The organism is Azospirillum sp. 11R-A, from assembly GCF_049472615.1.
Classification (GTDB): Bacteria; Pseudomonadota; Alphaproteobacteria; order Azospirillales; family Azospirillaceae; genus Azospirillum; species Azospirillum palustre.
The window spans coordinates 30104-55266 of sequence record NZ_JBCEBL010000020.1 but is presented as its reverse complement, the minus strand read 5'-3'; the positions used below and the strand labels follow the sequence as shown (position 1 = coordinate 55266).

Here is a 25163-nt window from a genome sequence, read left to right as displayed (position 1 = left end):
TGTTCATGGTACGTTCCTTTTTGAGAGGTACGGATCATGACGACCAAGCACACCGCCGATCATCACGCCGCCGACCGGCGCGACCATGCCGGCCACGACAATCCGAAGACCGGCGAAGACACGTCCAACCGCGATAAGAACCCCGACGACTGGACCACCGGCGACGAGCCGATGACCGGCGCCCAGGCCTCGTACCTGAAGACGCTGAGCGAAGAGGCCGGCGACTCCTTCGATGACGGGCTGACCAAGGCGGAAGCGTCCAAGCGCATCGACGCGCTTCAGGACAAGACCGGGCGCGGGAAGTGAGTAAGGGGGAGGCGATAATCGCCCTCTCTCGCCCCGGGAGAGGGAGGGGCCCCGCGCCGAAGGCGTGGGGAGGGTGAGGGGCGACCCGAGAATCCCGAACCGCATGGTTCCTTGCACTCCCCCTCACCCTTCCCAAGCTGCGCTTGGGCCCCTTCCCTCTCCCGGGGCGGGAGAGGGAGCATATGCGACGCCGCTGTCGGCAACCCAATGGCATGTTCCGCTGTTAACCAGGGCGATACCGAATCCGAACGGAAGGGTCGCCCTCATGCTCCGCCCCCTCATGCTTGTTCCGGCGGCGGCGCTGCTGCTGACCGGCACCGCCTTTGCCCAGACCGCGCCGGGCGTCGCCACCTCGCCGCCGCTGATGACCGCGCCGCGGCCGGACGACCAGCCGGCAACCGGGCAGATCGCCTCCCCGCCGGGGGTCAGCGGCGAAGCGCCGTCGCATGAGGTGCAGAATCCCGCCCCACCGGTGACGGGCGCACAGGGCTCTTCGCCGCCGGTGGCGGCACTGCCTTCCGCCGCACTCAACCCCGAGCAGGCGCGGGCGATGGTGGGGACGGAGCTGCGCACCCGCGACGGGCAGATGGCCGGCCGCATCCTCGACTTCACCATGGACCGGAGCGGCGACCGGGTCGACCGCATCGTGGTGGCGCCGAACGAGGTGCTGGGGCTGGGCGAGAAGCTGGTGGCGCTGCCGGCCGGCGCGCTCGCCAACGGTCCCGACGGGCCGATGCTGGACATCGGTCAGGCCGACCTCGACAAGGCGCCGACCTTCGCCTATGGCAGTGAGCCGACGCTGACCCGGCCGGAAAGCCAGCAGCCCGCCAACCAGTAAGCCGTCAGGCGGCCGGGCGGCGGCGGAAGATGCCGGTCAGGCAGGCGACAAGGCACAGCCCGGCGCCCAGCCACAGCACCACGACACTGCCGTCCGCCTTGCCGATGGCGGTGAAGACCAGTCCCACCGTGGCGGCGCCCAGCGTCTGGCCGAGCAGACGGCCGGTCGCCTGGATGCCGCTGGCGCCGCCGCTGCGCTCCTTCGGCGCGCTGCTGACCAGCACCTTGTTGTTCGGCGTCTGGAACAGGCCGAAGCCGAAGCCGGCCAGCGCCATCCGCCAGACCACATCCAGCGTCGACGGGTCGGACGGCAGCAGCGCCATCAGGGCGAGGCCGGCGGCGAAGGCCAGCAGGCCCGCCGCCGCCAGCCGCGTCGGCTCGTAACGGTCGGCCAGCCGGCCGGAGATCGGGGCGACCAGCGCCACCACCAGCGGCCAGGGCGTCATCAGCAGGCCGGATTCGGTCAGCGACCGGTTCAGCACGTCCTCGAAGAAGAAGGGCATCGCGACGAAGACGATGTTCTGCGCGGCGAAGGAGCAGACCGAGGTCACCACCGTCAGGGCGAAGACCGGGCGGCGCAGCAGATCCACCGGCAGCAGGGGGGCCGCCTGCGCCAGCTCGCGCCGCACCAGCGTCGCACCGAGCGCCAGGGCCGCCAGCAGTTCCGCCGCCACCAGCCAATAGGGCTGGCTGCCGTCCACCCCCTTGAAGCCGACGATCAGCAGGCCGAGCATGCCGGCGTTCAGCGCGGCGCTCAGCCAGTCGAAGCGGTGACCGGCCGGGTTCGACGCCGGCATCGCCCGCGCCGCCACCGCCAGCGCCGCCAGCCCCAGCGGCACATTGACGGCGAACAGCCAGGGCCAGGAGGCCACCGACAGGATCAGCGCCGCGAGGCTGGGCCCCGCCGCGGAGGACACCGCGACGATCATCGCATTGTAGCCGACGCCGCGGCCGAGATGGGTGGACGGGTAGATATGGCGGACCAGCGCCAGATTGACGCTCATGATCCCGGCGCCGCCGATGCCCTGCACCACGCGGGCGGCGGTCAGCACCGGCAGGTTCGGCGACAGCGCGCAGGCCAGCGACGCCACGGTGAAGAGCGCGAGCCCGAACCAGTAGACCTTGCGGTAACCGATGATGTCGCCCAGCGACGCGAACGGGAACAGCGAGACGGTGACCGCCAGCTGATAGGCGTTGACCACCCAGATTGCGCTGGCGGCATCGACCGCGAACTCGCGCTGGATGGTGGGCAGGGCGATGTTGGCGACCACACCGTCCAGCACCGCCATGATCAGCGCGACGGTCATCGCCGTCATCGCCCAATAGCGCTGCGGGATCGGCAGTCCGTCGGACGCCGTCGCCGGCGGCTTGCGGGTTGCGGATTGGGCGGGGGCGAGAGGCTGGACGGGGAGATCTGGCATGGTGGGGATCAGCATAGAGTCCGATCCACTCTGCGCGGCCGCAGCAATTTCGCATGAAAGCATTGCGGACGCCGAGCGCAGGGCTGGGTCTATGCCCGGCCGGCCCCCTGCCCCCGCCCTGGGAGAGGGAAGTTTCTCACGACGCCAGATCCTTCAAGATCGGGCAGTCCGGCCGCTCGTCGCCGTGGCAGGCGTCGGCAAGTTCGTGCAGCGTGTCACGCATCGCCTGCAACTCGGCGATCTTCGCCTCCAGTTCGTCGATGTGCTGGAGCGCGATCCGCTTGACCTCCGAACTGCAGCGCGAGCGGTCCTGCCACAGCCCGACCAGCTTCTGGATGCGCTCGATCCCGAAGCCCAGCGTGCGCGCCCGCTTGACGAAACGCAGCACATTCACGTCGCGGTCGTTGTAGACGCGATAGCCCGATGCCGTCCGCCCGGCCTCCGGGATCAGGCCGATGGATTCGTAATAGCGGATCAGCTTGGCGTTGACGCCCGACGCCTTGGCGGCGTCGCCGATGGTCATGCCGTCTCTCATTGCAAATCCCCATTCTTCGGCTCGCTTTGGGGCGGCGTCCAGCCACGCAGGGTCAGGGCGTTCACCACCACGCTGACCGAACTCAGCGCCATCGCCGCTCCCGCCAGCACCGGGCTGAGGTTGCCCGATGCCGCCAGCGGGATACCGATCACATTGTAGGCGAAGGCCCAGAACAGCCCCTGGCGGATCTTCGCATAGGTCCGGCGCGACACGTCGATGGCGCCGGCGACCAGACGCGGGTCGCCGCGCATCAGGGTGACGCCGGCACTGTGCATCGCCACGTCGGTGCCGGTCGCCATGGCGATGCCGACATCGGCGGCGGCCAGCGCCGGGGCGTCGTTGATGCCGTCCCCGACCATGCCGACAATTTTGCCCTCCCCCTTCAGGGTGGCGACCACGGCGGCCTTGTCGCCCGGCAGCACCTCGGCGAACACCCGTTCGATGCCGAGCGCCGCGGCGACGGAGCGGGCGGCACCCTGGCCGTCGCCGGTCACCATCACCGGCTCCACCCCCTGTGCCTTCAGCGAGGCGATGGCGGTGACGGCACTCTCCTTCACCGTGTCGCCGAAGGCGACGAGGCCGAGCAGGCGCGGCGCCTCGCCGACCTCGATCAGCCAGGACAGGGTGCGTCCGCTCGCCGACAGCTCCTCCGCCTGCGCGGCGAGAGCACCCGGCTGCAAGCCGGCCTCCGCCACCGCGCGGGCATTGCCGAGTTGCAGGCGCCGTCCCGCCACGGTGCCGGCGACGCCGCGGCCGGCCAGCGCACGGAAACCGCTCGCCGATCCCGGCGCCATGCCGGCGGCGGCGGCGCGGTCGCGCAGCGCATGGGCGAGCGGATGCTCGCTGCCGGCCTGGAGGGCGGCGGCAAGGCGCAGCAGGGTTTCGCCGTCGGTGCCGTCTGCGGGGATCAGGTCGGTGACGCGCGGCTTGCCTTCGGTCAGCGTGCCGGTCTTGTCGAAGGCGACGGCGGTCAGGGCATGGGCGCGCTCCAGCGCCTCGGCGTCCTTGATGAGAATGCCGTGGCGGGCGGCGACGCCGGTGCCGACCATGATCGCGGTCGGCGTCGCCAGACCGAGCGCGCAGGGACAGGCGATGACCAGCACCGAGACGGCGGTGACGATGGCGGTTTCCAGATCGCCGCCGACGATCCACCAGCCGGCGAGCGTCAGCGCCGCCACCGCCAGAACCGCCGGGACGAACACGGCGCTGACCCGGTCGACCAGCCGCTGGATCGGCGCCTTCGACGCCTGGGCGCCCTCCACCATGCGGACGATCTGCGCCAGCATGGTCTCGGTGCCGACCGCCGTCGTTTCCACCACCAGCAGGCCGTCGCCGTTGATCGAGCCGCCGGTGACGCGGGCACCCGGCTCCTTGTCGACCGGCAGGCTCTCGCCGGTCAGCATCGATTCGTCGACACCGCCGGAACCCTCGACCACCCGGCCGTCGACCGGCATGCGCTCGCCGGGGCGGACCACCACATGGTCGCCGACACGGACGCGCTCCACCGGCACCTCGGTCTCGACGCCGTCGCGGCGCAGACGGGCGGTCGCCGGGCGCAAATCCATCAAGGCGCGGATCGCCGCCGCGGTCTGGCCCTTGGCGCGGGCCTCCAGCCATTTGCCGAACAGCACGAAGGTGATCAGCACCGACGAGGCTTCGAAATAGAGATGCGGTTCGTGGCCCGCATGCGCGGTCAGCATCAGATAGAGGCTGAGCCCCCAGGCCGCCGAGGTGCCGAGCGCCACCAGCAGATCCATGTTGCCGGCCCCCGCCCGCAGCGCGTTCCAGCCGGCGCGGTAGAAGCGGGCGCCGAGCCAGAACTGCACGACGCTGGCCAGCACCAGTTGGACCGGACCCGCCAGCATCCAGTCGGCCCCGAACAGGTCGCCGGCCATGCCGGCCAGCAGCGGCAGCGACAGCGCTGCGGCGATCAGCACATGGTGCAGCTCGCGACGGCTGCGGTCGGCCCGCGCCTCCTCCTCCCGCTGCTCGCCGCCCTGGGTGAGAGGGGCCGCGCCATAGCCGACCTTCTCCACCGCGGCGACCAGATCGGCGATGTCGAGGCTGCCGGCAAAGGCGACGACATGGGCGCGCTCGGTCGCCAGATTGACCGACGCCGAGTCGACGCCGGGCAGCCGGGTCAGCGCCTTCTCCACCCGGCCGGAACAGGAGGCGCAGGTCATGCCGGTGACCGACAGGTCGAACTCCCGCCGCTCGGGATGGAAGCCGGCGGCCTCGACGGCTTGCGCCGCGGCCTTGGCGTCGGGCGGACCGGCGAAGCTCAGCCGCGCCCGCTCCGTCGCCAGATTGACCGATACGGCGGTGACGCCCGGCACCCGGCCCAGCGCCTTCTCCACCCGGCGGACGCAGGAGGCGCAGGTCATGCCCGACACGCCGAGATCGAGATCGGCGGTCGTCGCAGGGCTGCTGTCGTGCTGGGTCGTGGTCATGCCGGTTCTCCTTCGATTCCGCTCGGCATGACGGGATATGGGGCTTCCAGCAATTGGAAGGTCAAGGGGCGGATCGCCGCAGATCGGCCATTCCCTGAACAAAACGCTCCTGAACAAATCGCCGGAGAGGGCGTTCGTCTCCTGACCGCTTTGCAATTTGCCCGAAGGGACCAGCCCCTTGACCCGCCTGACCATCGCCGAGGCGCAGAGCCGCGTTTCCCACATGCTGACCCATGACGTGGTCGAGGATCTGCGGGCCGTCGAGTATGAGACGCCACCGCTGGCCGATGCCCCGTCCGCCACGCCATTGAGCGAGCTGCGGCGGGCCGAGGTGACCTTCAGCCATGCGCCGGGCTCCCCCGACTGCCTCTATCGCATCGGCGCCTTCGGCGATTCTCTGCTGATGCGGCTTCAGCTGAATGTCCGGCGCTTCGTCGCGCTCTATCAGGTGCCGGTGACGGATCCCATCGACAGCAACACCATCGCACCGCATTTCGAACGCTGGGCCATCGGCGCCGGCCATGCCGGCTGGACCATCGGCTGGCGCGACGGCGTCGATCCCTGGAACCCGGATCTGCGGGTGGTGGAGACCTATTGCTACGCCATGCTGCCGGAAGACTTCCTCGACGAGCCGCTGACCCAGCTCTACTGGCGCACCGACCTGTTGCAGATGACCCGCGCCTTCATGCTGGAGGCGCGGCGGATGGGCATCCGGCTGTCGGCACCCGACACCGTGTAGCGGAGGTTGCGAGACCGGAGGTTTCGCTTGGCGCGGCCGGGGCGGCTGTGCTCAATCGCTATGCAAAACATCCTCCGCAAAGCCTGACCAAGAGCCCGTCCATGCCGCCGCTTCCCATTCCGATGCCGACCGACCTCTCCACCCTGCTGACGGTGATGGATTTCATCGGCGTGTTCGTCTTCGGCCTCAGCGGCGGCACGCTGGCGGTGCGCAAGCGGCTGGACCTGTTCGGGGTGATGGTGCTGTCGCTGGCCGCGGCGCTGGCGGGCGGCGTGGTGCGCGACCTGCTGATCGGCGCTCTGCCGCCGGCCAGCCTGCGCGACGACAGCTATCTGATGGTGGCGCTGGCCGCCGGGCTGACCGCCTTCCTGTTCCATGGCCCGATCAACCGGCTGGGCAAGCCGGTGATGGTGCTGGACGCCGCCGGTCTCGGGCTGTTCACCGTCGCCGGCTGCGGCAAGGCGCTGGCCTTTGGGCTGAGCCCGCTGCCGGCCGCCCTCCTGGGGGTGATGACCGCCTGCGGCGGCGGAGCGATGCGCGACCTGCTGGTGGCGGAGGTGCCGCGGGTGCTGCGCGAGGAGATCTACGCCATGGCCTCGCTGCTGGGGGCCGCGGTGGTGATCGCCGGCAACCGCCTGGACCTGCCGCCGGTGCCGGTCGCGGTGGTCGGCGCGCTCGCCGTCTTCGCGCTGCGCGTGGTCAGCGTGCTGCGCAACTGGAGCGCCCCGCGGGCGCCGGGGAGTTGAGGGTGAGGGGGATCCGCTCCGAGAATTCTCTTCGGCTACGCCGAACCCCCTCATCCTAACCTTCTCCCCAGGGGGGAGAAGGGATAATCACCTTAAGCCCGCTTGCCCCAGCCCGGCATCGGGAACACCGGGTCGGCTTCCGCCGACGCCTTGGGCAGCACCACGGTCGGGCGCAGCTTGTGGTTCTGGATGCAGGCGGAGATCAGGTTGGTGTTCTGGCCCTTGTCGTCGAAGGTGATCGCCGGGCCGACCATCAGCTTGTCCGACAGGTTGGTCTGGCGCAGGGCCGCCAGCATCGCCGACGCTTCCGCCGTGCCGGCGCGCTTGAAGGCGTCGGCGGCGATCAGGATCGCCTCGAAGGTGAAGGCGACGTTGAAGGCATAGCCCTCGAACCGGTCGTTCGGGAACTGCTTCCTGAAGGCCGCCTCGACCCGCTTGGTCATCGCCGCCTTGGGGTCGTACCAGGGCAGGTTGGTGATGGCGTAGTCGGCGTACTTGCCCAGCACCTTGTAGAACTGCTCGTCATAGAGGCCGGGCGAGCCGGGGGAGACGATGCCCTTGGGCTCCCAGCGCTGCTTCACCATCTCGCGCACCATCATGATGGCGTCGTTGGCGCGGGTGGTGACGATGGCGAGCTCGGCCCCGGTGCCCTTGGCCTTCGCCACCTCGACCGCCAGATCCTGTGCCTTGGGATCGTAGGAGATCGACTCCACGATCTGGAACGGCATGTCCAGCTTGGGGAACAGCGCGTCGATGGCGGCCTTGTTCGCCATGCCGAAGGTGTCGTTGGCGTGCAGGAACACGGCCGTCTTCGGGGTGGTGCCGGTGGCGGTGAACAGCTCCTTCATCAGCGACATCCCGTTCGACACCAGCATGGTCGAGGTCGGGAAGTTGCGGAAGACGGTCTTGTAGCCCTGCTCGGTCAGCTTGTCGGCGGCGGCGATGTTCATCACCAGCGGCACGCCGCGCTGTTCGCAGACCTGGGCGGCGGCGGCGGTCTGGCCGCTGTCGAAGGCGCCGACGATGACATGGGCGCCGTCGTTGATCAGCTTTTCCGTGCGCGAACGGGCGACGTCGGCGTTCGATTCGGTGTCGGCCGACAACACCTCGACCTTGTAGCCGAGTTCGGACAGCACCGCCGGCGCGATGTCGGCTCCGCGCTGGCAGGCCTGACCCGCCTGGGCCAGCAGGCCGGAACGCGGCAGCAGCACGCCGACCTTCAGCGTGGTGTCCTGCGCGAAGACCGGCGCACGGCCGAAGCCGGCTAGCACGCCGCCGGCGATGGCAGCCTGCCCCAGCGTGCGGCGGGTAAGGGCGAGTCCTCCGGTGGAACGGTTCTTATGGTCGTTGGTCATGATGCTGCGGGGGCCTTTTTTGGCTGGACGCACTGCGGATCGGGTCCGCTCTGATCGACCGAAGAGTTCACCGCGTCCCCCCTCCGTGTCAAAGTGGAATCGCCGAAGCCCTTCGTTTCGCAATGGCTTTCGTTTCGCAATGGCCCTCGTTCCGCAATGGATTGAAACCACATGCCCGCCAGCGGCCGGACCGTCACCCTCGACGAAGCGCTCGCCATCGCGCTCGACCACCTCAAATCCGGCCGGCTTGCCGAGGGCGAAGACCTGTACGCCCTCATCCTCGATGCCGACCCCGGCAATGCCGAGGCGCTGCACCGGATGGGCTTCATCGCCGGCCGCCGGGGCGACATGGACCGCGCGCTGGATTTGCTGACCCGCTCGGTGGAGCGGGCGCCCGATGCCGACGCGCTGTTCAACCTCGGCACCGTCCATCACCGCGCGCTGAGGACGGAGGAGGCCATCGTCACCTACCGCCGGTCCCTGGCGCTGCGCCCCGATTTTCCCGACTGCGAATATCATCTGAGCGAAGCCCTGCAAGGTGCCGGACGGCTGGAGGAGGCGCTGGCGGCGCTGGACATATTGCTGGGCCGCCACCCCCATTTTCCCGCCGGCTGGCGCCAGCATGGCGACATCGCGGCCGATCTGGGCCGTCCCGGCGCCGCGGTGCATTTCTATGAGATGGCGCTGGCGCTGAACCCCGCCGACGAGCAGTCGCAGGAGAGGGTGGCGGTGCAGGAGGCCGCCTTCCGCACCCGGCAGGCGGCGATGGCGGCGCGGCTGCCGGACGGGCGGCACGACCTGCGCGACACCACAATCCTGATCCCCTTCCGCGCCGACAGCGACGACCGCAAGCGCAACCTGCGCTGGATCGCCGGTTTCCTGCTGAAGCATGTCGACGCCACCCTGCTGATCGGCGAGGACAAGGACGGGCCGAGCGACGTGCCCGACGCGCTCGGCCCCGATCTCGCCGCCCGCTACCGCCATCTGCACCTGTGCGGCAACGACACGCCCTTCACCCACAAGGCCCACCTGATCAACCGCATGGTCGAGGCGGCGGAAACCCCCATCGTCGCCCTGCACGACACCGACATCGTGGTGGACCCGGTTCAATATGCGCTGGCGCGCGACCGGGTGCGGCAGGGGGGCGGGCTGGTGTTTCCCTACAATGGGCTGTTCTTCCGGATCATGGGGCAGGAGGTTCAGCGCTTCGGCTATACGCTGTCGGTTGCCCCGCTGAATGTCGTCTGTCCGCGTTTTTCGCTGATCCACCGCAACTCTCCCGGCGGCAGCGCCTTTTTCGACCGGAAACGGCTGCTGGCCAATGGCGGCTACAACGAAGCCTTCCTGTCCTGGGGATACGAGGATGACGAGATCGTCGAACGCTTCGTCCGGCTGGGCCTGAGCGTGGAGCGGGTGCCCGGTCCGCTCTATCACCTGGAACATGCGCGGCCGGCGAATTCGTCGGAGCAGAATCCGTTCTTCGCATCGAACCGGGCGGAGCTGGACCGCGTGTGTGCCGCCGACAGTGGTGCTCTGCGGGCCGACATCGCCGCCGGACGGTTGCGCAGGCCGCTGCTGTCGTCGCGCGACCTTGCCACCCCTCCGCCATCCCCTCGAATGGCGTGAATGCGGTGCAACAGAAGAAGCCCCCTTCGCCCCCTTGAAGAGCCGGCGGCCCGGACACAGCTGAGTGGGTACACTGTGATAAAAACGAGAATTGCCGCGTGTTGAGCTTGGCACGGAAACTGTGGGCTGATGCCACGTCGGGCGCTTCCCCGGCCGGGCGGCCGGGACCGGCAACGGTGCCGCGCGGCATGCGCGTCTATGCGGTCGGCGACATCCATGGCCGGCTCGACCTGCTCGACCAGATGCTGGGGCAGATCGCCCGCGATGCCGATCAGGCGCCGAACCTGCTGAAATACCTCGTCTTCCTCGGCGATTACGTCGACCGCGGCCCGGATTCGCGGCTGGTGATCGAACGGCTGGCCTGCGGGCTGCCGCCGGCCTTCGGCGCCGTGTTCCTGCGCGGCAACCACGAGGACACGATGCTGGGCTTCCTGTCGGACCTGCGCGTCGCCCCCGGCTGGCTGACCTATGGCGGCGACGCGACCCTGGAGAGCTACGGCATCCCGGCCCCCGGCCCCGATGCGCCGGTGGAGCATCTGCAACAGGCGCAGCTGATGCTGAACAGCCTGCTGCCCGCCCATCACCGCGCCTTCCTGACGGGCCTGCGCAACCATCTGACCATCGGCGACTACCACTTCGTCCATGCCGGCGTCCGCCCCGGCGTGCCGCTCGACCGGCAGGAGGACCAGGACCGGCTGTGGATCCGCGAGGCCTTCCTGGCGTCGCGCGCCGACCATGGCAAAATGGTCGTCCATGGCCACACCATCGCGCCGGAACCGGAACTGCTGCCCAACCGCATCGGCATCGACACCGGCGCCTACGCCACCAACCGCCTGACCGCCCTGGTGCTGGAAGGGACGGAGCGGCGCTTCCTGTGCACGGTGTGAGGGGATCGTCCGGCTGAAACCGGGAAAGCCGATTCCGGGACAAGAACTAAAAAGCACATCTGTACCGATGGAAACGTCCAGCCAACGTCTCACGGCGCATAATGACCGCCTTCGACGCGGGTGTGCCTGCGCATGCCGCAGTACGCCCACGCCTCACCTCAGGGAGGGGCACATGGATCGTCAAGCCGTATACCGAGAGATCACCGACGTCTTCGGACTGGTTCCATCCTTCTTCAAGGAATTGCCCGACACCACTATCGAAGCCGAATGGCGCCTGTTCAAAGTCGTGCAGGTCGATGACGGGCCAATCCCACAGAAATATCGCGAACTGATCGGCCTCGGGATCGCCGCCATCACAAAGTGCCGGTACTGCGTCTTTTACCATACCGCACTCGCCAGGCTGTTCGGCGCGACCAGCGACGAGATCGAGGCCGCTGTCCATTACGCGAAGTCCAGCGCAGGTTGGAGCGCCTATCTGAATGGCATGCAGGTGGATTACGACACCTTCACACGGGAGGTCGATCAGGCCTGCGACCATGTGCGGAGCCAGATGTCGCAACAGCAGCGCGCCGCCTGACGAGGCAGCCAATACGGCACCGGCCCTGAAACGACGAAAGGCTTCCGGATCACTCCGGAAGCCTTTGTCCTTATGGTCGGAGAGAGAGGATTCGAACCTCCGGCCCCTGCCTCCCGAAAGCAGTGCTCTACCAGGCTGAGCTACTCTCCGGTCCTGTCACCGCCGGCCGGTCACTCTTAAGTGCGCCGTCCGTCGGTGGAGCGGGTGTATAAACGGTTCCGGCCGGCGACGCAATGCAAAGTCACAGCCCGCCCGCTGCATTTTTGCCATGCCATTTTGTAGGGGCATTTTATCCGGCTGTTCCACCGTGCCGGACGGCAGCCCCGAAACGACGAAGGGCTCCCGGATTTCTCCGGAAGCCCTTGTCTTTATGGTCGGAGAGAGAGGATTCGAACCTCCGGCCCCTGCCTCCCGAAAGCAGTGCTCTACCAGGCTGAGCTACTCTCCGGTCCTGTCACCGTCGGCCGGTCACTCTTAAGTGCGCCGTCCGCCGGTGGAGGGGGTGTATAAACGGTCCGGACCAGGGGCGCAACGCAAAAAATGCGTCATCGTCAAAAAGATCCGGACCGTCGATCCACCCTCTCGGCCGCCTCGTCAGAAATCGCGATCGATCACGAAATCAATGACTTCCAGCAGCGCCTGCTTGACCGGCCCGTCGGCGAACAGGCCCAGGCTGTCGCGGGCGATGGAGCCGTAATGGCGCGCACGCTCCACCGTGTCCTTCAGGGCGCTGTGGCGGGCCATCAGCGCCTGGGCATGCTCCAGGTCGCCGTCCTTCTGGTCCAGCTCCTCCATCACCCGGCGCCAGAAGGCGCGTTCCTCGTCGTTGCCGCGGCGGAAGGCCAGCACGACCGGCAGGGTGATCTTGCCCTCGCGGAAATCGTCGCCGACCGTCTTGCCCAGCTTCGCCTGCAAGGCCGAATAGTCCAGCACGTCGTCGACCAGCTGGAAGGCGATGCCGAGATTCATGCCGTAGTCGTAGAGCGCCATCTCCTCCGCCTGCGGGCGGTTGGCGACGACGGCGCCGACACGGCAGGCGGCGGCGAACAGCTCGGCGGTCTTGCCCTTGATGACCTCGAGATAGGCCTGCTCGCTGGTCTCGGTGTCGTTGGTGGTGCGCAGCTGCAGCACCTCGCCTTCGGCGATGATGGCGGACGCGCCGGACAGGATGCGCAGCACGTCGAGCGACTGCACCTCCACCATCATCTCGAAGGCGCGGGAGAACAGGAAATCGCCGACCAGCACGCTGGCCTTGTTGCCGAACACCGCGTTGGCCGAGGCCATGCCGCGGCGCAGGTCGCTCTCGTCGACCACGTCGTCGTGCAGCAGGGTCGCGCTGTGGATGAACTCCACCACCGCGGCCAGCAGCCGGTGATGCTCGCCCTGGTAGCCGCACAGGTTGGCGGCTGCCAGGGTCAGCACCGGACGCAGGCGCTTGCCGCCGGCGGCGATCAGATAGCCCGCCAGCTGGGGAATCATCTCGACCTGAGACTGCATGCGGTCGAGGATGATCTGGTTGACGGCGCTGAGGTCCTCGGCCACCAAAGCGGTCAGGTCGTCGAGCGGGGTAGACTTGCGCCGTTTCGGCTCGAAGTTGGTCACGACCGCCAAGGTCGACTCCACAGATGATTGACGCCAGAATTTGCGCTAGGGAGCATAACGGCCTAGGCTCTTCGGTCAAGTCCGCAGGGGGCCGTTATTTCGAGACGCCCGTCCTTTCGAGAAACCATGACCGAACTGCTGCGCACCACCGATCCCGTCCGCCTGTCCTGGCTGGTCGCCCTGCTGGCCGATGCCGGGATCGAGGCCATCGTGCTGGACAGCTACACCAGCATCCTGGAGGGGTCCATCGGTGCCATTCCCCGGCGGCTGATGGTCGATACGGACGATGCCGCACAGGCCGTCCGCATCCTGCGCGAGGCCGGCGAGGCGTGACCGGCACGATCATTCCGGCTTCGGAACGAAGCACCGAAGCACCCGCGGATTTTTTGCTGAACGGCCGGGTCAGGCTGCTCCAGCCCGAGGGCGGCTATCGCGCCGCCATCGATCCGGTCTTCCTCGCCGCGATCACCGCCGCCGGCGACGGCGAGCGGGTGCTGGATGTCGGCACCGGCACCGGGGCTGCGGCACTGTGCCTCGCCGTCCGGGTGCCGGGAGCGGCGGTGGTCGGGCTGGAGCAGCGGCCCGACGCCTGCGCCTTCGCCCGCCGCAATGCCGCGCTCAGCGGTGTCGCGGAGCGGGTGACGGTGGTGGAGGGCGACCTGCTGGCCCCGCCGGGCGCGCTCCGCGGCGTCGGATTCGACCGGGTGATGATGAATCCGCCCTATCTGAAGGCGGGGGCCGCCAGCGTCCCGCCCGACGGCTGGAAGGCCGCCGCGAATGTGGAAGGGGCGGCGCAGCTGGCGGACTGGGTGCGCTTCGCCGGCCGCATGCTGAAGCCGCGCGGCACCCTGACCATGGTCCACCGCGCCGACCGGATCGAGGACATCCTGCACGCGCTGCGCGGCCGCTTCGGCAGCCTGGTCCTGATGCCGCTGTGGCCCAAGCCGGGGGTGGAGGCCAAGCGTCTGCTGCTGGTCGCCCGCAAGGGCGGCAGGGCGCCGGCCCGGCTGACCGCCGGCCTGACGGTGCACAAGGCCGAAGGCGGCTACAGCCCGGAGGCGGAGCGGGTGCTGCGCGACGCGGAAGCATTGGCGTTCTAGCCGATTTTTAGCGGGGGCGGAGCCTTTCAATCGGGAGACTTCAATCCCATCTCTGCCGGCATGAGCCTGAAATCCCTCCTCGCCAAACTCCCCTTCGGCCCCTGGCGCAAGGCCGGGCCGCTGGTGTCCGTCGTCCGCCTGACCGGGGTCATCGGCCAGGGCGGTCCGCTCCGCTCCGGCCTGACGCTGGCCGGCGTCGCCCCGCTGCTGGAGCGCGCCTTCGCGCCCAAGGACCAGAAGGCGGTGGCGCTGATCGTCAACTCGCCGGGCGGGTCGCCGGTGCAGTCGGCGCTGATCGCCAAGCGGATCCGCGATCTGGCGGAAGAGAAGAAGCTGCCGGTCTTCGCCTTCTGCGAGGATGCCGCGGCCTCGGGCGGCTACTGGCTGGCCTGCGCGGCGGACGAGATCTGGGCCGATGAAAGCTCCATCGTCGGCTCCATCGGCGTGGTGTCGTCCGGCTTCGGGCTGCATGGGCTGATCGAGCGTCACGGCATCGAACGGCGCCTCTACACCGCCGGCGACAAGAAGGTGCTGCTCGACCCCTTCTCGCCGGAGCGGGAGGACGGCGTCGCCCATCTGAAGGCCCTCCAGGCCGACGTGCACGAGGCGTTCAAGGCGATGGTGCGCAGCCGGCGTGGCAGCCGGCTGACCGGTCCGGAGGAGGAACTGTTCTCCGGCGCCTTCTGGGCCGGCCGGCGGGCGCTGGCGCTCGGGCTGATCGACGGGCTGGGCGATCTCCGCTCGGTCATGCGCGGGCGCTTCGGCGAGAAGGTCCGGCTGCGCGTGGTGCAGCAGGAAGGCGGCATGCTGCGGCGGCTGCGGCTGCGCGCCGGATACGGCAACGCCCCGGCCTTGGAAGCCGGGGCGCATGAGGCCTTCGCCGATGCCCTGGTCGCGGCCGCCCGCACCTCTCTCGACGATTGGGCGGCCTGGGCGAAGCTGGGGCGTTGAGGAGAACCCGCCGTCAGCGCTCGGCGGTGACCGGTGCCGCCTGAAGCCCGTAATCGTCGGCCTGGATGAAGGCCGCGCGCAGCGGCTTCAGGACGAACAATGCCAGCACCGCGGCCACCAGATTGAAGCTGGCGGCGATGTAGAACACGGCGTGCCACCCGAAATGGCTGGCGATGATGCTGCTGAGCGGGACCAGCAGCGCCGCCGTGCCCTTGGCGGTGTAGAGCATGCCGGCGTTGGTCGCCGCGAACTTCGAGCCGAAGGTGTCGCCGGCGGTGGCCGGGAACAGGCTGTAGATCTCGCCGAAGACGCAGAAGAACATCGCGGTGAAGATGACGAACATCACCGGGTTGCGGCCGAGCTGCGTCACCAGGACGATGGCGAGCGCCGCGATGCCGAAGGCGATGAACATGGTGTTCTCGCGGCCGATGCGGTCCGACACCCAGCCGAAGAAGGGCCGGCCGGCACCGTCGAGAATCCGGTCGATGGAGATCGCCAGCGTCAGCGCCGGCAGGACGAGGCCGAACATGTTGATCGGCGAATCGGCGACGTGGAAGTCATGGGCGATGGGCGCGATCTGGGCCGCCGCCATCAGGCCGCCGGACGCCACCATCACGAACATGACGTAGAGCAGCCAGAAGACCGGAGTGCGGATGACGCGGGACGGCGGATGGTCGATTTTGGTCTGGGCAAGCCCGCTCTTGCGCACCGGGCCGCTCGACTTCGGCGCCTTGCGCAGGAAGAAGGACAGCACGAAGATCACCACGCCCTGCCCGATGCCGAAGACCAGGAAGGCCTGCTCGTAGCCTTGGGAGGCGATCATGTTGGCGATGGGAATGACCGTGGCGCCGGCCCCGGCGCCGAAGCCGGCAGCGGTGACGCCCGCGGCGAGGCCGCGCTGCTGCGGGAACCATTTCAGCGCGTTGCCGACGCAGGTGCCATAGACGCAGCCGGCACCGATGCCGGAGATCACCGCCGCGGTGTAGAGCATCGGCAGCGAGGTGGCCTGGCTGTCGATCACCCAGGAGCCGCCGACCAGCAGGCTGCCGACCAGCACCACCACCTGCGGGCCGTAGCGGTCGACGAACCAGCCCTCGACCGGGACCAGCCAGGTTTCGGTGAAGACGAAGATGGAAAAGGCGATCTGGATGGCCGCGCGTCCCCAGCCATGCTTGGCATCGATGGGATCGACGAACAGCGTCCAGCCATATTGCAGGTTCGCGATCATCGCCATGCACAGCAGGCCGACGCTGAGCTGGAACCATTTGTTGTGCAGAAGACCGCGGTCTTCGGTCGTCTCTGTGGTCATGCCCCAAAGTCCCATTGAGCGTGGGGGCGCAGGATCGGCGGGGTGTGGCTGTCCGCTGTGGCGGGCCACCCCATCGCACCGCGTCGAGCGCCGTTCGGACATGACTGTGCGCCTCAACAATCCGTATTCCAAATACCGGATACCGAATGCGTTATTCTTTTCCACATCGTGGAATGCTTTGAAAAGTCTCGCTTTTTCACGTTGGCTGGCATGCACCGATTGCTTGTCTTGCGAACAGAACTGTCAAGGCAGAGCCATGCGGCGCACACATATTTGAAATACCGTATCTGGTATACATAATATCTTGTTGCGGTGCGGTGGCAGGCGCATGATCCGCTCATGTTCAACGGCGCTGACGAGCCGCGCCGCAGCCAGGGGAAATCGCATGATGTCCAGCATCCTGACCCGCCTGTTCGCCGGTTCCGCCGCTCTGGCCCCCGCCGGCTTCGCCCCTGCGGGAGTCGACCTCTCCGCTTCGTTCCCGCACATCGCCCTGCCGGATCTGTTCGCCGGTTTCCGCACCCGCCATGGCGGCGGCAAGCGCAAGCCGGAGTCGCCGGACGTCGCGCTGTCCTGGGCCGAGTTCGGCCGAGGATTCTGATGGGTGGATTCTGAACGGTTTTCTGAACGCAGCCGGGATCAGGCCGCGGAGTTCTGCGTCAGCAGGGTGGTCAGCCAGCGGAAATTGGCCCCGTTGCCGGTCTGGATGGCGCTTTCCACCACCTGCATGGCGGTGGCGGGGTCCTGCGGGTCGGGCACCGGGGATGCGGGGTCCATGCCGGCTCCGCCCTGCCCGTCCTCCTGCGCGAACAGGGTGACGGCGCCGACGCCGAGGCGCACGGCGGGCTGGGCGTTCGGCACCACTCCCGTGCCGCCGGCACCGGAGGCGTCGCCCTCCCCGACCCCGTTCAGGGTTTCCAGCATCGCCGCGAACTGGCCGGCCAGCGCCCCGGCCTGCCGGGACGCAGGAGTCCCTTTGCGCTCCAGGACGTCTTCCGCCCTGATGCGCATGGCTTGCGTGGCCTCGCTGTTGGCCATCATCGACATGGGACCATCCCCGGCGGTTTGTGGCGAACCGCAGGAGCACACGCAAAAATCACGCCATCAACACAACCGGCGATTCACAAGGGCCGGCATCGCCCCTGCGACGATTTGACCGGCAAAAATTTCCCAGCCGCCCGGCAGAAGATTCCCAGCCGCCCGGCAAGGCTTGCCGGGCCAGGGCTGGTCTGACGGCTCCCTCAGTCGCGGAAGTTCTGGTACTGCAACGGCTGCTCGATGCCCATCCGCTTGACCACGGCGATGGCGTCTTGCAGGTCGTCGCGCTTCTTGCCCGTCACCCGCAGCTCGTCGCCCTGGATCGAGACCTGGACCTTCATCTTGCTGTCCTTGATCCCTTTGACGATGGTCTTCGCCAAATCCTGCGCGATTCCCTGCTTGATCGTCACGGTGTGGCGCAGGGCATCGCCCGCGGCGCGCTGCGGCTGCGCGGTGAAGTCCAGCGCCGCGGCGTCGAGCTTGCGGCGGGTCACATAGACGCGCAGCAGTTCCTGCATCTGCGCCAGCTTCGGCGCGTCGTCGGCCAGCAGAACGATCTCGTTCTCGGTCCGCTCCACCGTGCATTTGGAGCCCTTGAAGTCGAACCGGGTTTCGATCTCGCGGCGGACACCGGCGAGGGCGTTGTCGATCTCGTGGACGTCCGTCTCGGACACGATGTCGAACGACGGCATGGCGGCACTCTCCCTGATAGGACTGCTGAGAAACGAATCGGGCCAACCGTAAAGAAGACGGCCGCCACACTCAACAGCCGCTTTACCGCCTGTGTTTCAGTGCTGGGCGTTTCAGCGCTGGGCATTTCATCGGACGGGCGGATGGAACGGCAGGGCGATTTCCCGCAGCTCCTTGCCCGGCAGCAACAGGGTCGCCACCGCCCGCTCCGGCTCGAACCGCCAGCTGCGGGTGTCCTTCAGGTCGGGGCCATCGCACTCCGCCGCCAGATCGGGGCCCAGCGCCGTCCGGCAGGCGGAGATCGCAGCCGCCAGCCAGGAGCCGGTGCCGAACATCTGCGCCGGTGTCGGCACCTGCCCGCGCGCAAGATCGACCGTCAGCGCCGCCGCATAGCGAAAGCCGTTGCCCTGCACCCCCTCGCCGAGGAACTGGACCGACAGCAGACCGGGGGCGGTGACATAAACATCCGCGCTCAGCGCCAGTTCCGCTTCGATCCCCTCCGGCAGGTCGACCGAGCTTTCACGGAACGAGCCGGTTTCGCCCTCGACGAAACGGCGCACCGTCTCGTTGAAGAAGGCGGCTCCGGGCGTGGCCGGATCGGCGATCTCCGGCCGCTCGGCCCGGATATAGAGGCGGCCGCCCGGCTTCCCTTCGATCTGCGGAACCGTGCGCAGCCGTGCGCCGAGCGCCGGGTCGGCGGCACCGAGCGCCGGTGTCGAACAGATCGGCTCTTCCTCCGCAGTCTCTGCTCCGGCGCGGGCCTGAGTGCAATCGAAGCTGGCCCCCGCGGCCGGAGCGGCAAGGCCGAGCAGGACCGGCAGGCAGAAGGCGGCAAGGCGGCGGAGGGCCATGGTGCGGACTCCATCGCAGGGAGGCCGCACCAGTGGAGCAAAGATAGCCCGGCCGCCGCAAGGGGGGCCGGGCTCATCGTCAACGCAATCCGTCGGGGCAATCCGTCAGGGCGAGTGTCCTGCCGCCGGTCAGTCCATCTGTTCGGCGTAGTGACAGGCCACCAGCCGCTCGTCGACGGTGCGCAGCGGCGGAACCTCCGCCGAGCAGCGCTCGGTGGCGAAGGGGCAGCGCTTGTGGAAGGAGCAACCGGGCGGCGGGTTCAGCGGCGACGGCAGCTCGCCCTTCGGCACCACACGGTCGAGGCGGAGATCCGGGTTCACCCGCGGCGTCGCCGCCAGCAGGATGCGGGTGTAGGGATGGCGCGGACGGGTGAACACCACGTCCTTGGCGCCATGTTCCACCGGCTTGCCCAGATACATCACCATCAGCGAATCAGCGATGTGGCGCACCACGCTGAGATCGTGGGAGATGAACAGGTAGGCGAGGTTCAGCTCTTCCTGCAAATCCATCATCAGGTTCAGCACCTGCGCCTGGATCGACACGTCGAGCGCCGACACCGGCTCGTCCGCGACGACGACGCGAGGACTGAGCATCAGCGCGCGGGCGATGGCGATGCGCTGGCGCTGGCCGCCGGAGAACATGTGCGGATAGCGGTCGACCTGATCGGGGCGCAGGCCCACCTTCCCCATCATGGCAACCGCGCGGTCGCGCCGCTCGTGCTTGTCCATGGCGGTGTTGATGACCAGCGGCTCGGTCAGGATGGAGCCGACCGTCTTGCGCGGGTTCAGCGAGCCGTAGGGATTCTGGAAGACCATCTGCACCGTGCGGCGCAGCTCCTTCATCTCCGCGGCACTGCGCCCGACGACCTCGCGGCCGTCATAGAGCAGCTCGCCCGAGCTGGGCGGCTCGATCATGGTGACGGAACGGGCCAGCGTCGACTTGCCGCAGCCCGACTCGCCGACCACCGCCAGCGTCTTGCCGGCCTGAAGACGGAAGGACACGCCGTCCAGCGCCTTCACCGTCGCCATCGGCTTGAAGGCGCCGCGCTTGACCGCATAGTGCTTGCGCAGGTCGCGGGCTTCCAGCACGACCGAATTGCCGGCCGAGGCCTCGAAGATGTGCGGTCCGTTCTGGGGTTCGGTCTCGATGCTCATCACAGCGCCTCCCCGGCGGCGGGATGGCCGTCCGGCAGCGGGTAGAAACAGCGCGCGCGCCCGTCGTCCACATCGAACAGCGCCGGGCGTTCGGCACGGCAACGCGCGTCGGCGAAGCGGCAGCGCGGGCTGAACAGGCAGCCGGCCGGCCGGTCGGCGATGCCCGGCACCATGCCGGGAATGGTCGGCAGCCGGCGCTTGCCGAGCGCCCGCTCCGGCAGCGCGTCGAGCAGGGCGCCGGTGTAGGGGTGGCGCGGCCGTTCGAACAGGGACTGGACCGGGCGCGTTTCCGCCACCTGGCCGGCATACATGACGACGACGCGCTGGGCCGTCTCCGCCACCACGCCCATGTCGTGGGTGATCAGGATCAGCGCCATGCCGCGCTCGCGCTGCAACTGGACCAGCAGGTCGAGGATCTGCTTCTGGATGGTGACGTCCAGCGCTGTCGTCGGCTCGTCCGCCACCAGCAGGCGCGGGTTGCAGGCGATGGCGATGGCGATCATCACGCGCTGGTTCATGCCGCCCGACAACTGGTGCGGGAAGGCCGACAGGCGGGTTTCCGGCGCGGGGATGCCGACCTGCTCCAGCAGGGCGATGGCGCGGTTGCGCAGCGCCTTGCCGGACAGCCCCTCATGCACGCGCAGGGTCTCCATGATCTGGAAACCGACGGTGAAGCAGGGGTTCAGGCTGGTCATCGGCTCCTGGAAGACCATGGCGACGTCCTTGCCGGTGATCTTCCGGCGCTGGGCGGCGGACATGGTCAGCAGGTCCCGGCCGCCAAACATCATCCGGTCGGCGACGACGCGGCCGTTGGAGCCGAGAAGCCCCATCACCGCCAGCGAGGTGACGGACTTGCCGGAGCCGGATTCGCCGACGATGCCGACGACCTCGCCTTCGTCCACGGTCAGGTCGATGCCATCCACCGCGCGGAAGGTGCCGGCGCGGGTGGTGAACTCGACCGACAGGTTCTTGATGTCGAGAAGAGGCATGAGGTCAACGCTTCAGCTTGGGGTCGAGCGCGTCGCGAAGACCGTCGCCCAACAGATTGAAGGCCAGCACCGTCACCAGGATGGCGATGCCGGGCCAGGTCACGACCCAGGGGGCGCGCTGGAGGAACTGGAGCGAGGAGGCCAGCATGGTGCCCCATTCCGGCGTCGGCGGCTGCGCGCCGAGGCCGAGGAAGCCCAGCGCCGCGGCGTCGAGGATGGCGGTGGAGAAGCCCAGCGTCGCCTGCACGATCAGCGGGGCGACGCAGTTGGGCAGAACCACGATCAGCATCAGGCGCAGCGGCCCGGCCCCGGCAACGCGCGAGGCGACGACATAGTCCTTGTTCACCTCGGCCAGCACGGCGGCGCGGGTCAGGCGGGCATAGTGCGGGATCACCACCACCGACACCGCCAGCATGGCGTTCACCAGCCCCGGCCCGAGGATGGCGGCCACCACCACCGCCAGCAGCAGCGACGGCAGCGCCAGCAGGATGTCCATGGCGCGCATGATCAGCACGTCGGCCATGCCGCCGAAGAAGCCGGCGACCAGCCCCAGCCCCAGCCCGACGGCCAGCGACAGGGTGACGACGATCAGGCCGATCATCATCGACAGCCGCGCGCCGTACATCAGGCGGGACATCATGTCGCGGCCGATGTCGTCGGTGCCCAGGATGTAGCTCCAGCTTCCGCCCTCCTGCCAGACCGGCGGGGTCAGGATGGCGTCGCGGTACTGGATGTCGGGATTGTGCGGGGCGATGACGCCGGCGAAGATGGCGATCAGCGCGATCAGCGCGATCACCACCAGACCGCCGAGCGCGCCCTTGTTCTGCTTGAAGTGATACCAGAACTCGGTCAGCGGGTGCGGCGGGCACGACACGGCGATCGGTTCCGGGACGGCGGGCTTTGGATTGGTCGAGGTTTCAGCGGACATGGATTGGCCTCACCGCGCGTGACGGATGCGGGGGTTGAGGACGCCGTAAAGCACGTCCACCAGCAGATTGACCAGGATCACCGAGGTGGCGATCAGCAGGACGCCGCCCTGCAGGGCCGGATAGTCGCGGCGGTTGATCGATTCGATCAGCCATTTGCCGACGCCCGGCCAGGAGAAGATGGTCTCGGTCAGGATGGCGCCGCCCAGCAGCGTGCCGACCTGCAAGCCGATGACGGTCACCACCGGGATCAGCGCGTTGCGCAGCGCATGCATGCCGATGACCCGGCCGCTGGCCAGACCCTTGGCGCGGGCGGTGCGGATGTAATCCTCGCCCAGCACCTCCAGCATGGCCGAGCGCGTCATGCGCGCCACCACGGCCAGCGGCACGGTGCCGAGCACGATGGTCGGCAGGATCAGATGCGACAGCGCCGAGCGGAACGCCTCGTAATCGCCGGCCATCAGCGTGTCGATCAGCATGAAGCCGGTCACCGGCTCCACGTAATAGACCAGATCCAGGCGCCCCGAAACCGGGGTCCAGCCCAGTGCGACCGAGAAGAACAGGATCAGCAGCAGGCCCCACCAGAAGATCGGCATGGAATAGCCGGTCAGGCTGGCGCCCATCACGCCGTGGTCGAACAGCGATCCGCGCTTGACCGCCGCCAGGATGCCGGCCGGCAGGCCCACCAGCGTCGCGAACAGCATGGCGCACAGCGCCAGTTCGAGCGTCGCCGGGAACAGGGTGACGAATTCGCTCAGCACCGAATTGTGGGTGACCAGCGAGAGACCGAAATCGCCGGACAGCACGTTGCCGACATAATCGAGGAACTGTTGCCAGAGCGATTGGTCGAGACCCAGTTCATGGCGGAGGGCGGCCAGCCGATCGGGCGCGATACCCCGTTCGCCGACGCGCACCTCGATGGGGTCGCCGGGAACCAGCCGGATCAGGATGAAGGTCAGAAAGGTGATGCCGAGAAAAGTCGGAATCACCAAGCTTACCCGCGTCAGGATGAAGCGAAGCATCGACGGGTACTCGTTTTTTAAAACTACGGTGAAAACTGGAACGGAGCGCCGAACCGGTACAAAAACCGTTTGGGCCGACGCCCCGTTCCATCAGGGGCACCTGCCCCCACTCCGGCCCTTCCCCGCTTGCGCAGGGTTGGGAATGCCACTCTGTTCAAAGGGTTGGAGGCGTGGAACCCCACGCCTCCAACCCGGTACACCCGGCGCCGCACCCCCTTTTTGCAGGGGCGCGTCGCGCATTACTTCAGGTCGACGCCTTCGAAGCGATGGACGCCGAACGGGTCCATCTTGTAGCCGACGACGTTCTTGGCGAGGCCCGTGTAAACCACCGAATGGGCGATGGTGTACCACGGGGCCTCTTCCTTGAAGATGACCTGCGCCTGCTCGTACAGCTTGGTGCGCGCGGCGATGTCGGTGGTGCGCTTGGCCTGGACGACGAGGTCGTCGAACTCCTTGTTGCACCACTTCGACAGGTTGTTGCCGCCCGGACGCGCAGCCTCGCAACCCAGCAGGGTGTAGAGGAAGTTGTCCGGATCGCCGTTGTCGCCGGTCCAGCCGAGCATGCCCATCTGGTGCTCGCCCTGCTGCATCCGCTTGCGGTACTCACCCCACTCGTACTGCACGATCTTCGCCTTGATGCCGACCTTGGCCAGATCGGCCTGCATCATCTCGGCGACGCGCTTGGCGTTGGGGTTGTACGGGCGCTGCACCGGCATCGCCCACAGGTCGGTCTCGAAGCCGTTGGGATAGCCTGCGTCGGCGAGCAGCTTCTTGGCGCGCTCGACGTCGTAGGGATAATCCTCGATGGCGTCGTTGTACGACCACATGGTCGGCGGAATCGGGTTCTTGGCCGGGACGCCGGCGGCCTGATAGACCGCGGCGACGGTCGCCTTCTTGTCGAGCGCCATGCTGACGGCGCGGCGGACGCGCACGTCGTCGAACGGCTTCTTCGTCACGTTGAAGGAGACGTAACCGACGTTCAGGCCTTCCTGCTCCTGAACGACGATGGAGGTGTCCTTCTTCATGCCGTCGATGTCGGCCGGATTCGGATACGGCATGATCTGGCATTCGTTGGCCTTCAGCTTGGCCAGACGAACCGCCGCATCGGGCGTGATCGCGAAGACGAGGTTGTCGAGCGGCTGCTTGCCGCCCCAATACTGCTCGAACGCCTTGTACCGGATGACGGCGTCCTTCTGGTAGGCGACGAACTGGAAGGGACCGGTGCCGACCGGAACCTGGTCCAGCTTCTCCGGCGTGCCCTTCTTCAGCAGCATCGCACCGTATTCGGCCGACATGATCGGGGCGAACGGCATGGCGAGGTTGGCCAGGAACGGCGCCTCGACCGCGTTCAGCGTGAACTTGACCGTCAGGTCGTCGACCTTCTCGATCGACTTCAACAACTTGGGCATCGCCATGTCGTTGAAGTAATCGTAGGCGCCGCCGGAGATCTTGTGGAAGGGATGCTCCGGCTTCCACTGGCGCTCGAACGAGAAGATCACGTCGTCGGCGTTGGCGTCGCGGGTCGGCTTGAAATCGCCGACGCTGTGCCACTTGGCACCGGCACGCAGCTTGAAGGTGTAGACCAGCCCGTCGTCGGAGATGGTCCAGGATTCCGCCAGGCCGGGAACGACCTTGGTGCCGCCATGCTCGAACTGGACGAGGTTGTTGTAGACCGGAAGAGCAACGTCGAAGCTGGTGCCGGTCGTGTTCAACATGGGGTTGAAGTTTTCGGGGCTACCCTCGGAGCAATAAACAAGGGTCTTCGCCGCCTGGGCCGGCGCCGACAGCGCCAGCGCCGCGGCCATACCAAGCCCGGCACCCAGCAGGATGCGCTTCATTCGTCTTGCCTCCCGATTCCGATTGGAGCGTATGGAAATTTGCCAGAACGCCTTTGGAAATAGCGTCGCCATTTGGCGCGAGCCCAAGGCGCCTGTCAACGCCTACATGCATACGTGGCTATACCGTGGCGCAGGGCACAATTCGTGGCGCCAATACGTCCGTATGGATACATTTTCGCCCCCGAAAACGAAACAGTTGCAAAGCCAACCATC

At 67.9% G+C, this 25163-nt stretch carries 25 protein-coding genes and 2 tRNA genes; 11 read left to right on the top strand and 16 right to left on the bottom strand.

Going from position 1 to position 25163, the window contains the following annotated elements:
• The first annotated feature begins 36 nt into the window (after positions 1 to 36).
• Together VH569_RS23725 and VH569_RS23720 are read left to right on the top strand one after the other, a co-directional pair.
• Positions 37 to 306, top strand: a complete 270-nt coding sequence (locus tag VH569_RS23725) for a DUF3072 domain-containing protein (protein WP_423318444.1) — start codon at positions 37 to 39, stop codon at positions 304 to 306.
• A gap of 265 nt (positions 307 to 571) precedes the next feature.
• The gene (locus VH569_RS23720; protein WP_423318442.1) at positions 572 to 1144 is read left to right on the top strand and encodes a PRC-barrel domain-containing protein; all 573 of its coding nucleotides are present in this window, start codon (positions 572 to 574) and stop codon (positions 1142 to 1144) included.
• 4 nt (positions 1145 to 1148) lie between these two features.
• On the opposite strand, the gene VH569_RS23715 is transcribed toward VH569_RS23720, so the two are convergent.
• The 3 genes from VH569_RS23715 to VH569_RS23705 all read right to left on the bottom strand — a co-directional run bounded on the left by VH569_RS23715 (position 1149) and on the right by VH569_RS23705 (position 5549).
• The gene (locus VH569_RS23715) at positions 1149 to 2564 is read right to left on the bottom strand and encodes an MFS transporter (RefSeq protein ID WP_423318441.1); all 1416 of its coding nucleotides are present in this window, start codon (positions 2562 to 2564) and stop codon (positions 1149 to 1151) included.
• Positions 2565 to 2700: 136 nt separating this feature from the next.
• A complete protein-coding gene (cueR, locus tag VH569_RS23710; RefSeq protein ID WP_098737890.1) occupies positions 2701 to 3087 on the bottom strand; it encodes a Cu(I)-responsive transcriptional regulator in 387 nt (128 codons plus the stop codon).
• 8 nt (positions 3088 to 3095) lie between these two features.
• Entirely contained in the window at positions 3096 to 5549 is a 2454-nt protein-coding gene (locus tag VH569_RS23705) for a heavy metal translocating P-type ATPase (protein ID WP_423318439.1), read from the bottom strand.
• A 178-nt stretch (positions 5550 to 5727) separates the two neighbouring features.
• Here VH569_RS23705 and VH569_RS23700 point away from each other — a divergent pair, with 178 nt between their 5' ends.
• Both VH569_RS23700 and VH569_RS23695 read left to right on the top strand, forming a co-directional pair.
• Positions 5728 to 6288: a hypothetical protein gene (locus tag VH569_RS23700; protein ID WP_423318437.1), complete on the top strand. Its 561-nt coding sequence runs from the start codon at positions 5728 to 5730 to the stop codon at positions 6286 to 6288.
• Positions 6289 to 6389: 101 nt separating this feature from the next.
• Positions 6390 to 7034 carry a trimeric intracellular cation channel family protein gene (locus VH569_RS23695; RefSeq protein WP_423318435.1) on the top strand — a complete coding sequence of 215 codons (645 nt, stop codon included), beginning with the start codon at positions 6390 to 6392 and terminating at the stop codon, positions 7032 to 7034.
• 92 nt (positions 7035 to 7126) lie between these two features.
• Here the strand turns inward: VH569_RS23695 and VH569_RS23690 are convergent, their stop codons facing one another.
• Positions 7127 to 8389: an ABC transporter substrate-binding protein gene (locus VH569_RS23690; RefSeq protein ID WP_423318433.1), complete on the bottom strand. Its 1263-nt coding sequence runs from the start codon at positions 8387 to 8389 to the stop codon at positions 7127 to 7129.
• Positions 8390 to 8560: 171 nt separating this feature from the next.
• Between VH569_RS23690 and VH569_RS23685 the strand changes: the two genes are divergently transcribed.
• The 3 genes from VH569_RS23685 (at position 8561) to VH569_RS23675 (ending at position 11479) form a co-directional block, all read left to right on the top strand.
• A complete protein-coding gene (locus VH569_RS23685; protein WP_423318431.1) occupies positions 8561 to 10015 on the top strand; it encodes a tetratricopeptide repeat protein in 1455 nt (484 codons plus the stop codon).
• Between the two features lie 98 nt (positions 10016 to 10113).
• Positions 10114 to 10902, top strand: coding sequence for a metallophosphoesterase family protein (locus tag VH569_RS23680; protein ID WP_423318430.1), 789 nt, complete (start codon positions 10114 to 10116; stop codon positions 10900 to 10902).
• 172 nt (positions 10903 to 11074) lie between these two features.
• Positions 11075 to 11479: a carboxymuconolactone decarboxylase family protein gene (locus VH569_RS23675; protein WP_423318428.1), complete on the top strand. Its 405-nt coding sequence runs from the start codon at positions 11075 to 11077 to the stop codon at positions 11477 to 11479.
• 73 nt (positions 11480 to 11552) lie between these two features.
• Here the strand turns inward: VH569_RS23675 and VH569_RS23670 are convergent.
• The 3 genes from VH569_RS23670 to VH569_RS23660 all read right to left on the bottom strand — a co-directional run bounded on the left by VH569_RS23670 (position 11553) and on the right by VH569_RS23660 (position 13090).
• Positions 11553 to 11629: transfer RNA gene (locus VH569_RS23670), tRNA-Pro, on the bottom strand.
• Between the two features lie 221 nt (positions 11630 to 11850).
• Positions 11851 to 11927, bottom strand: a tRNA-Pro gene (locus VH569_RS23665).
• A 146-nt stretch (positions 11928 to 12073) separates the two neighbouring features.
• Positions 12074 to 13090, bottom strand: coding sequence for a polyprenyl synthetase family protein (locus VH569_RS23660; RefSeq protein ID WP_423318426.1), 1017 nt, complete (start codon positions 13088 to 13090; stop codon positions 12074 to 12076).
• Between the two features lie 117 nt (positions 13091 to 13207).
• Here VH569_RS23660 and VH569_RS23655 point away from each other — a divergent pair, with 117 nt between their 5' ends.
• From VH569_RS23655 to VH569_RS23645, 3 genes are read left to right on the top strand one after another with little or no spacing between them, the layout of a single operon-like run.
• Positions 13208 to 13414, top strand: coding sequence for a DUF2007 domain-containing protein (locus VH569_RS23655; protein ID WP_109449728.1), 207 nt, complete (start codon positions 13208 to 13210; stop codon positions 13412 to 13414).
• Complete coding sequence (locus tag VH569_RS23650; protein ID WP_423318424.1) at positions 13411 to 14181, top strand: tRNA1(Val) (adenine(37)-N6)-methyltransferase; 771 nt, start codon at positions 13411 to 13413, stop codon at positions 14179 to 14181. The genes VH569_RS23655 and VH569_RS23650 overlap by 4 nt, the downstream gene beginning before the upstream one ends.
• Positions 14182 to 14241: 60 nt before the next feature.
• Complete coding sequence (locus tag VH569_RS23645; protein WP_423318422.1) at positions 14242 to 15132, top strand: S49 family peptidase; 891 nt, start codon at positions 14242 to 14244, stop codon at positions 15130 to 15132.
• Between the two features lie 13 nt (positions 15133 to 15145).
• Here the strand turns inward: VH569_RS23645 and oxlT are convergent, their stop codons facing one another.
• The gene (gene oxlT / locus VH569_RS23640; protein WP_109050123.1) at positions 15146 to 16441 is read right to left on the bottom strand and encodes an oxalate/formate MFS antiporter; all 1296 of its coding nucleotides are present in this window, start codon (positions 16439 to 16441) and stop codon (positions 15146 to 15148) included.
• 385 nt (positions 16442 to 16826) lie between these two features.
• Here oxlT and VH569_RS23635 point away from each other — a divergent pair, with 385 nt between their 5' ends.
• Positions 16827 to 17042, top strand: a complete 216-nt coding sequence (locus tag VH569_RS23635) for a hypothetical protein (protein ID WP_423318419.1) — start codon at positions 16827 to 16829, stop codon at positions 17040 to 17042.
• 38 nt (positions 17043 to 17080) lie between these two features.
• Here the strand turns inward: VH569_RS23635 and VH569_RS23630 are convergent, their stop codons facing one another.
• The 8 genes from VH569_RS23630 to VH569_RS23595 all read right to left on the bottom strand — a co-directional run bounded on the left by VH569_RS23630 (position 17081) and on the right by VH569_RS23595 (position 24950).
• On the bottom strand, positions 17081 to 17488 hold the full coding sequence (locus VH569_RS23630) for a hypothetical protein (RefSeq protein WP_423318418.1): 408 nt from the start codon (positions 17486 to 17488) through the stop codon (positions 17081 to 17083).
• 194 nt (positions 17489 to 17682) lie between these two features.
• Entirely contained in the window at positions 17683 to 18171 is a 489-nt protein-coding gene (locus VH569_RS23625) for a YajQ family cyclic di-GMP-binding protein (protein ID WP_098737515.1), read from the bottom strand.
• 126 nt (positions 18172 to 18297) lie between these two features.
• A complete protein-coding gene (locus tag VH569_RS23620; RefSeq protein WP_423318416.1) occupies positions 18298 to 19020 on the bottom strand; it encodes a hypothetical protein in 723 nt (240 codons plus the stop codon).
• A gap of 129 nt (positions 19021 to 19149) precedes the next feature.
• Positions 19150 to 20175, bottom strand: a complete 1026-nt coding sequence (locus tag VH569_RS23615) for a peptide ABC transporter ATP-binding protein (protein WP_423318415.1) — start codon at positions 20173 to 20175, stop codon at positions 19150 to 19152.
• Complete coding sequence (locus tag VH569_RS23610; RefSeq protein ID WP_377810947.1) at positions 20175 to 21164, bottom strand: ABC transporter ATP-binding protein; 990 nt, start codon at positions 21162 to 21164, stop codon at positions 20175 to 20177. The genes VH569_RS23615 and VH569_RS23610 overlap by 1 nt, the downstream gene beginning before the upstream one ends.
• 4 nt (positions 21165 to 21168) lie before the next feature.
• Positions 21169 to 22092 carry an ABC transporter permease subunit gene (locus tag VH569_RS23605; protein ID WP_423318413.1) on the bottom strand — a complete coding sequence of 308 codons (924 nt, stop codon included), beginning with the start codon at positions 22090 to 22092 and terminating at the stop codon, positions 21169 to 21171.
• Positions 22093 to 22101: 9 nt separating this feature from the next.
• Positions 22102 to 23112, bottom strand: coding sequence for an ABC transporter permease subunit (locus tag VH569_RS23600; RefSeq protein WP_423318411.1), 1011 nt, complete (start codon positions 23110 to 23112; stop codon positions 22102 to 22104).
• A 239-nt stretch (positions 23113 to 23351) separates the two neighbouring features.
• A complete protein-coding gene (locus tag VH569_RS23595; RefSeq protein ID WP_423318410.1) occupies positions 23352 to 24950 on the bottom strand; it encodes an ABC transporter substrate-binding protein in 1599 nt (532 codons plus the stop codon).
• Positions 24951 to 25163: the final 213 nt, after the last annotated feature.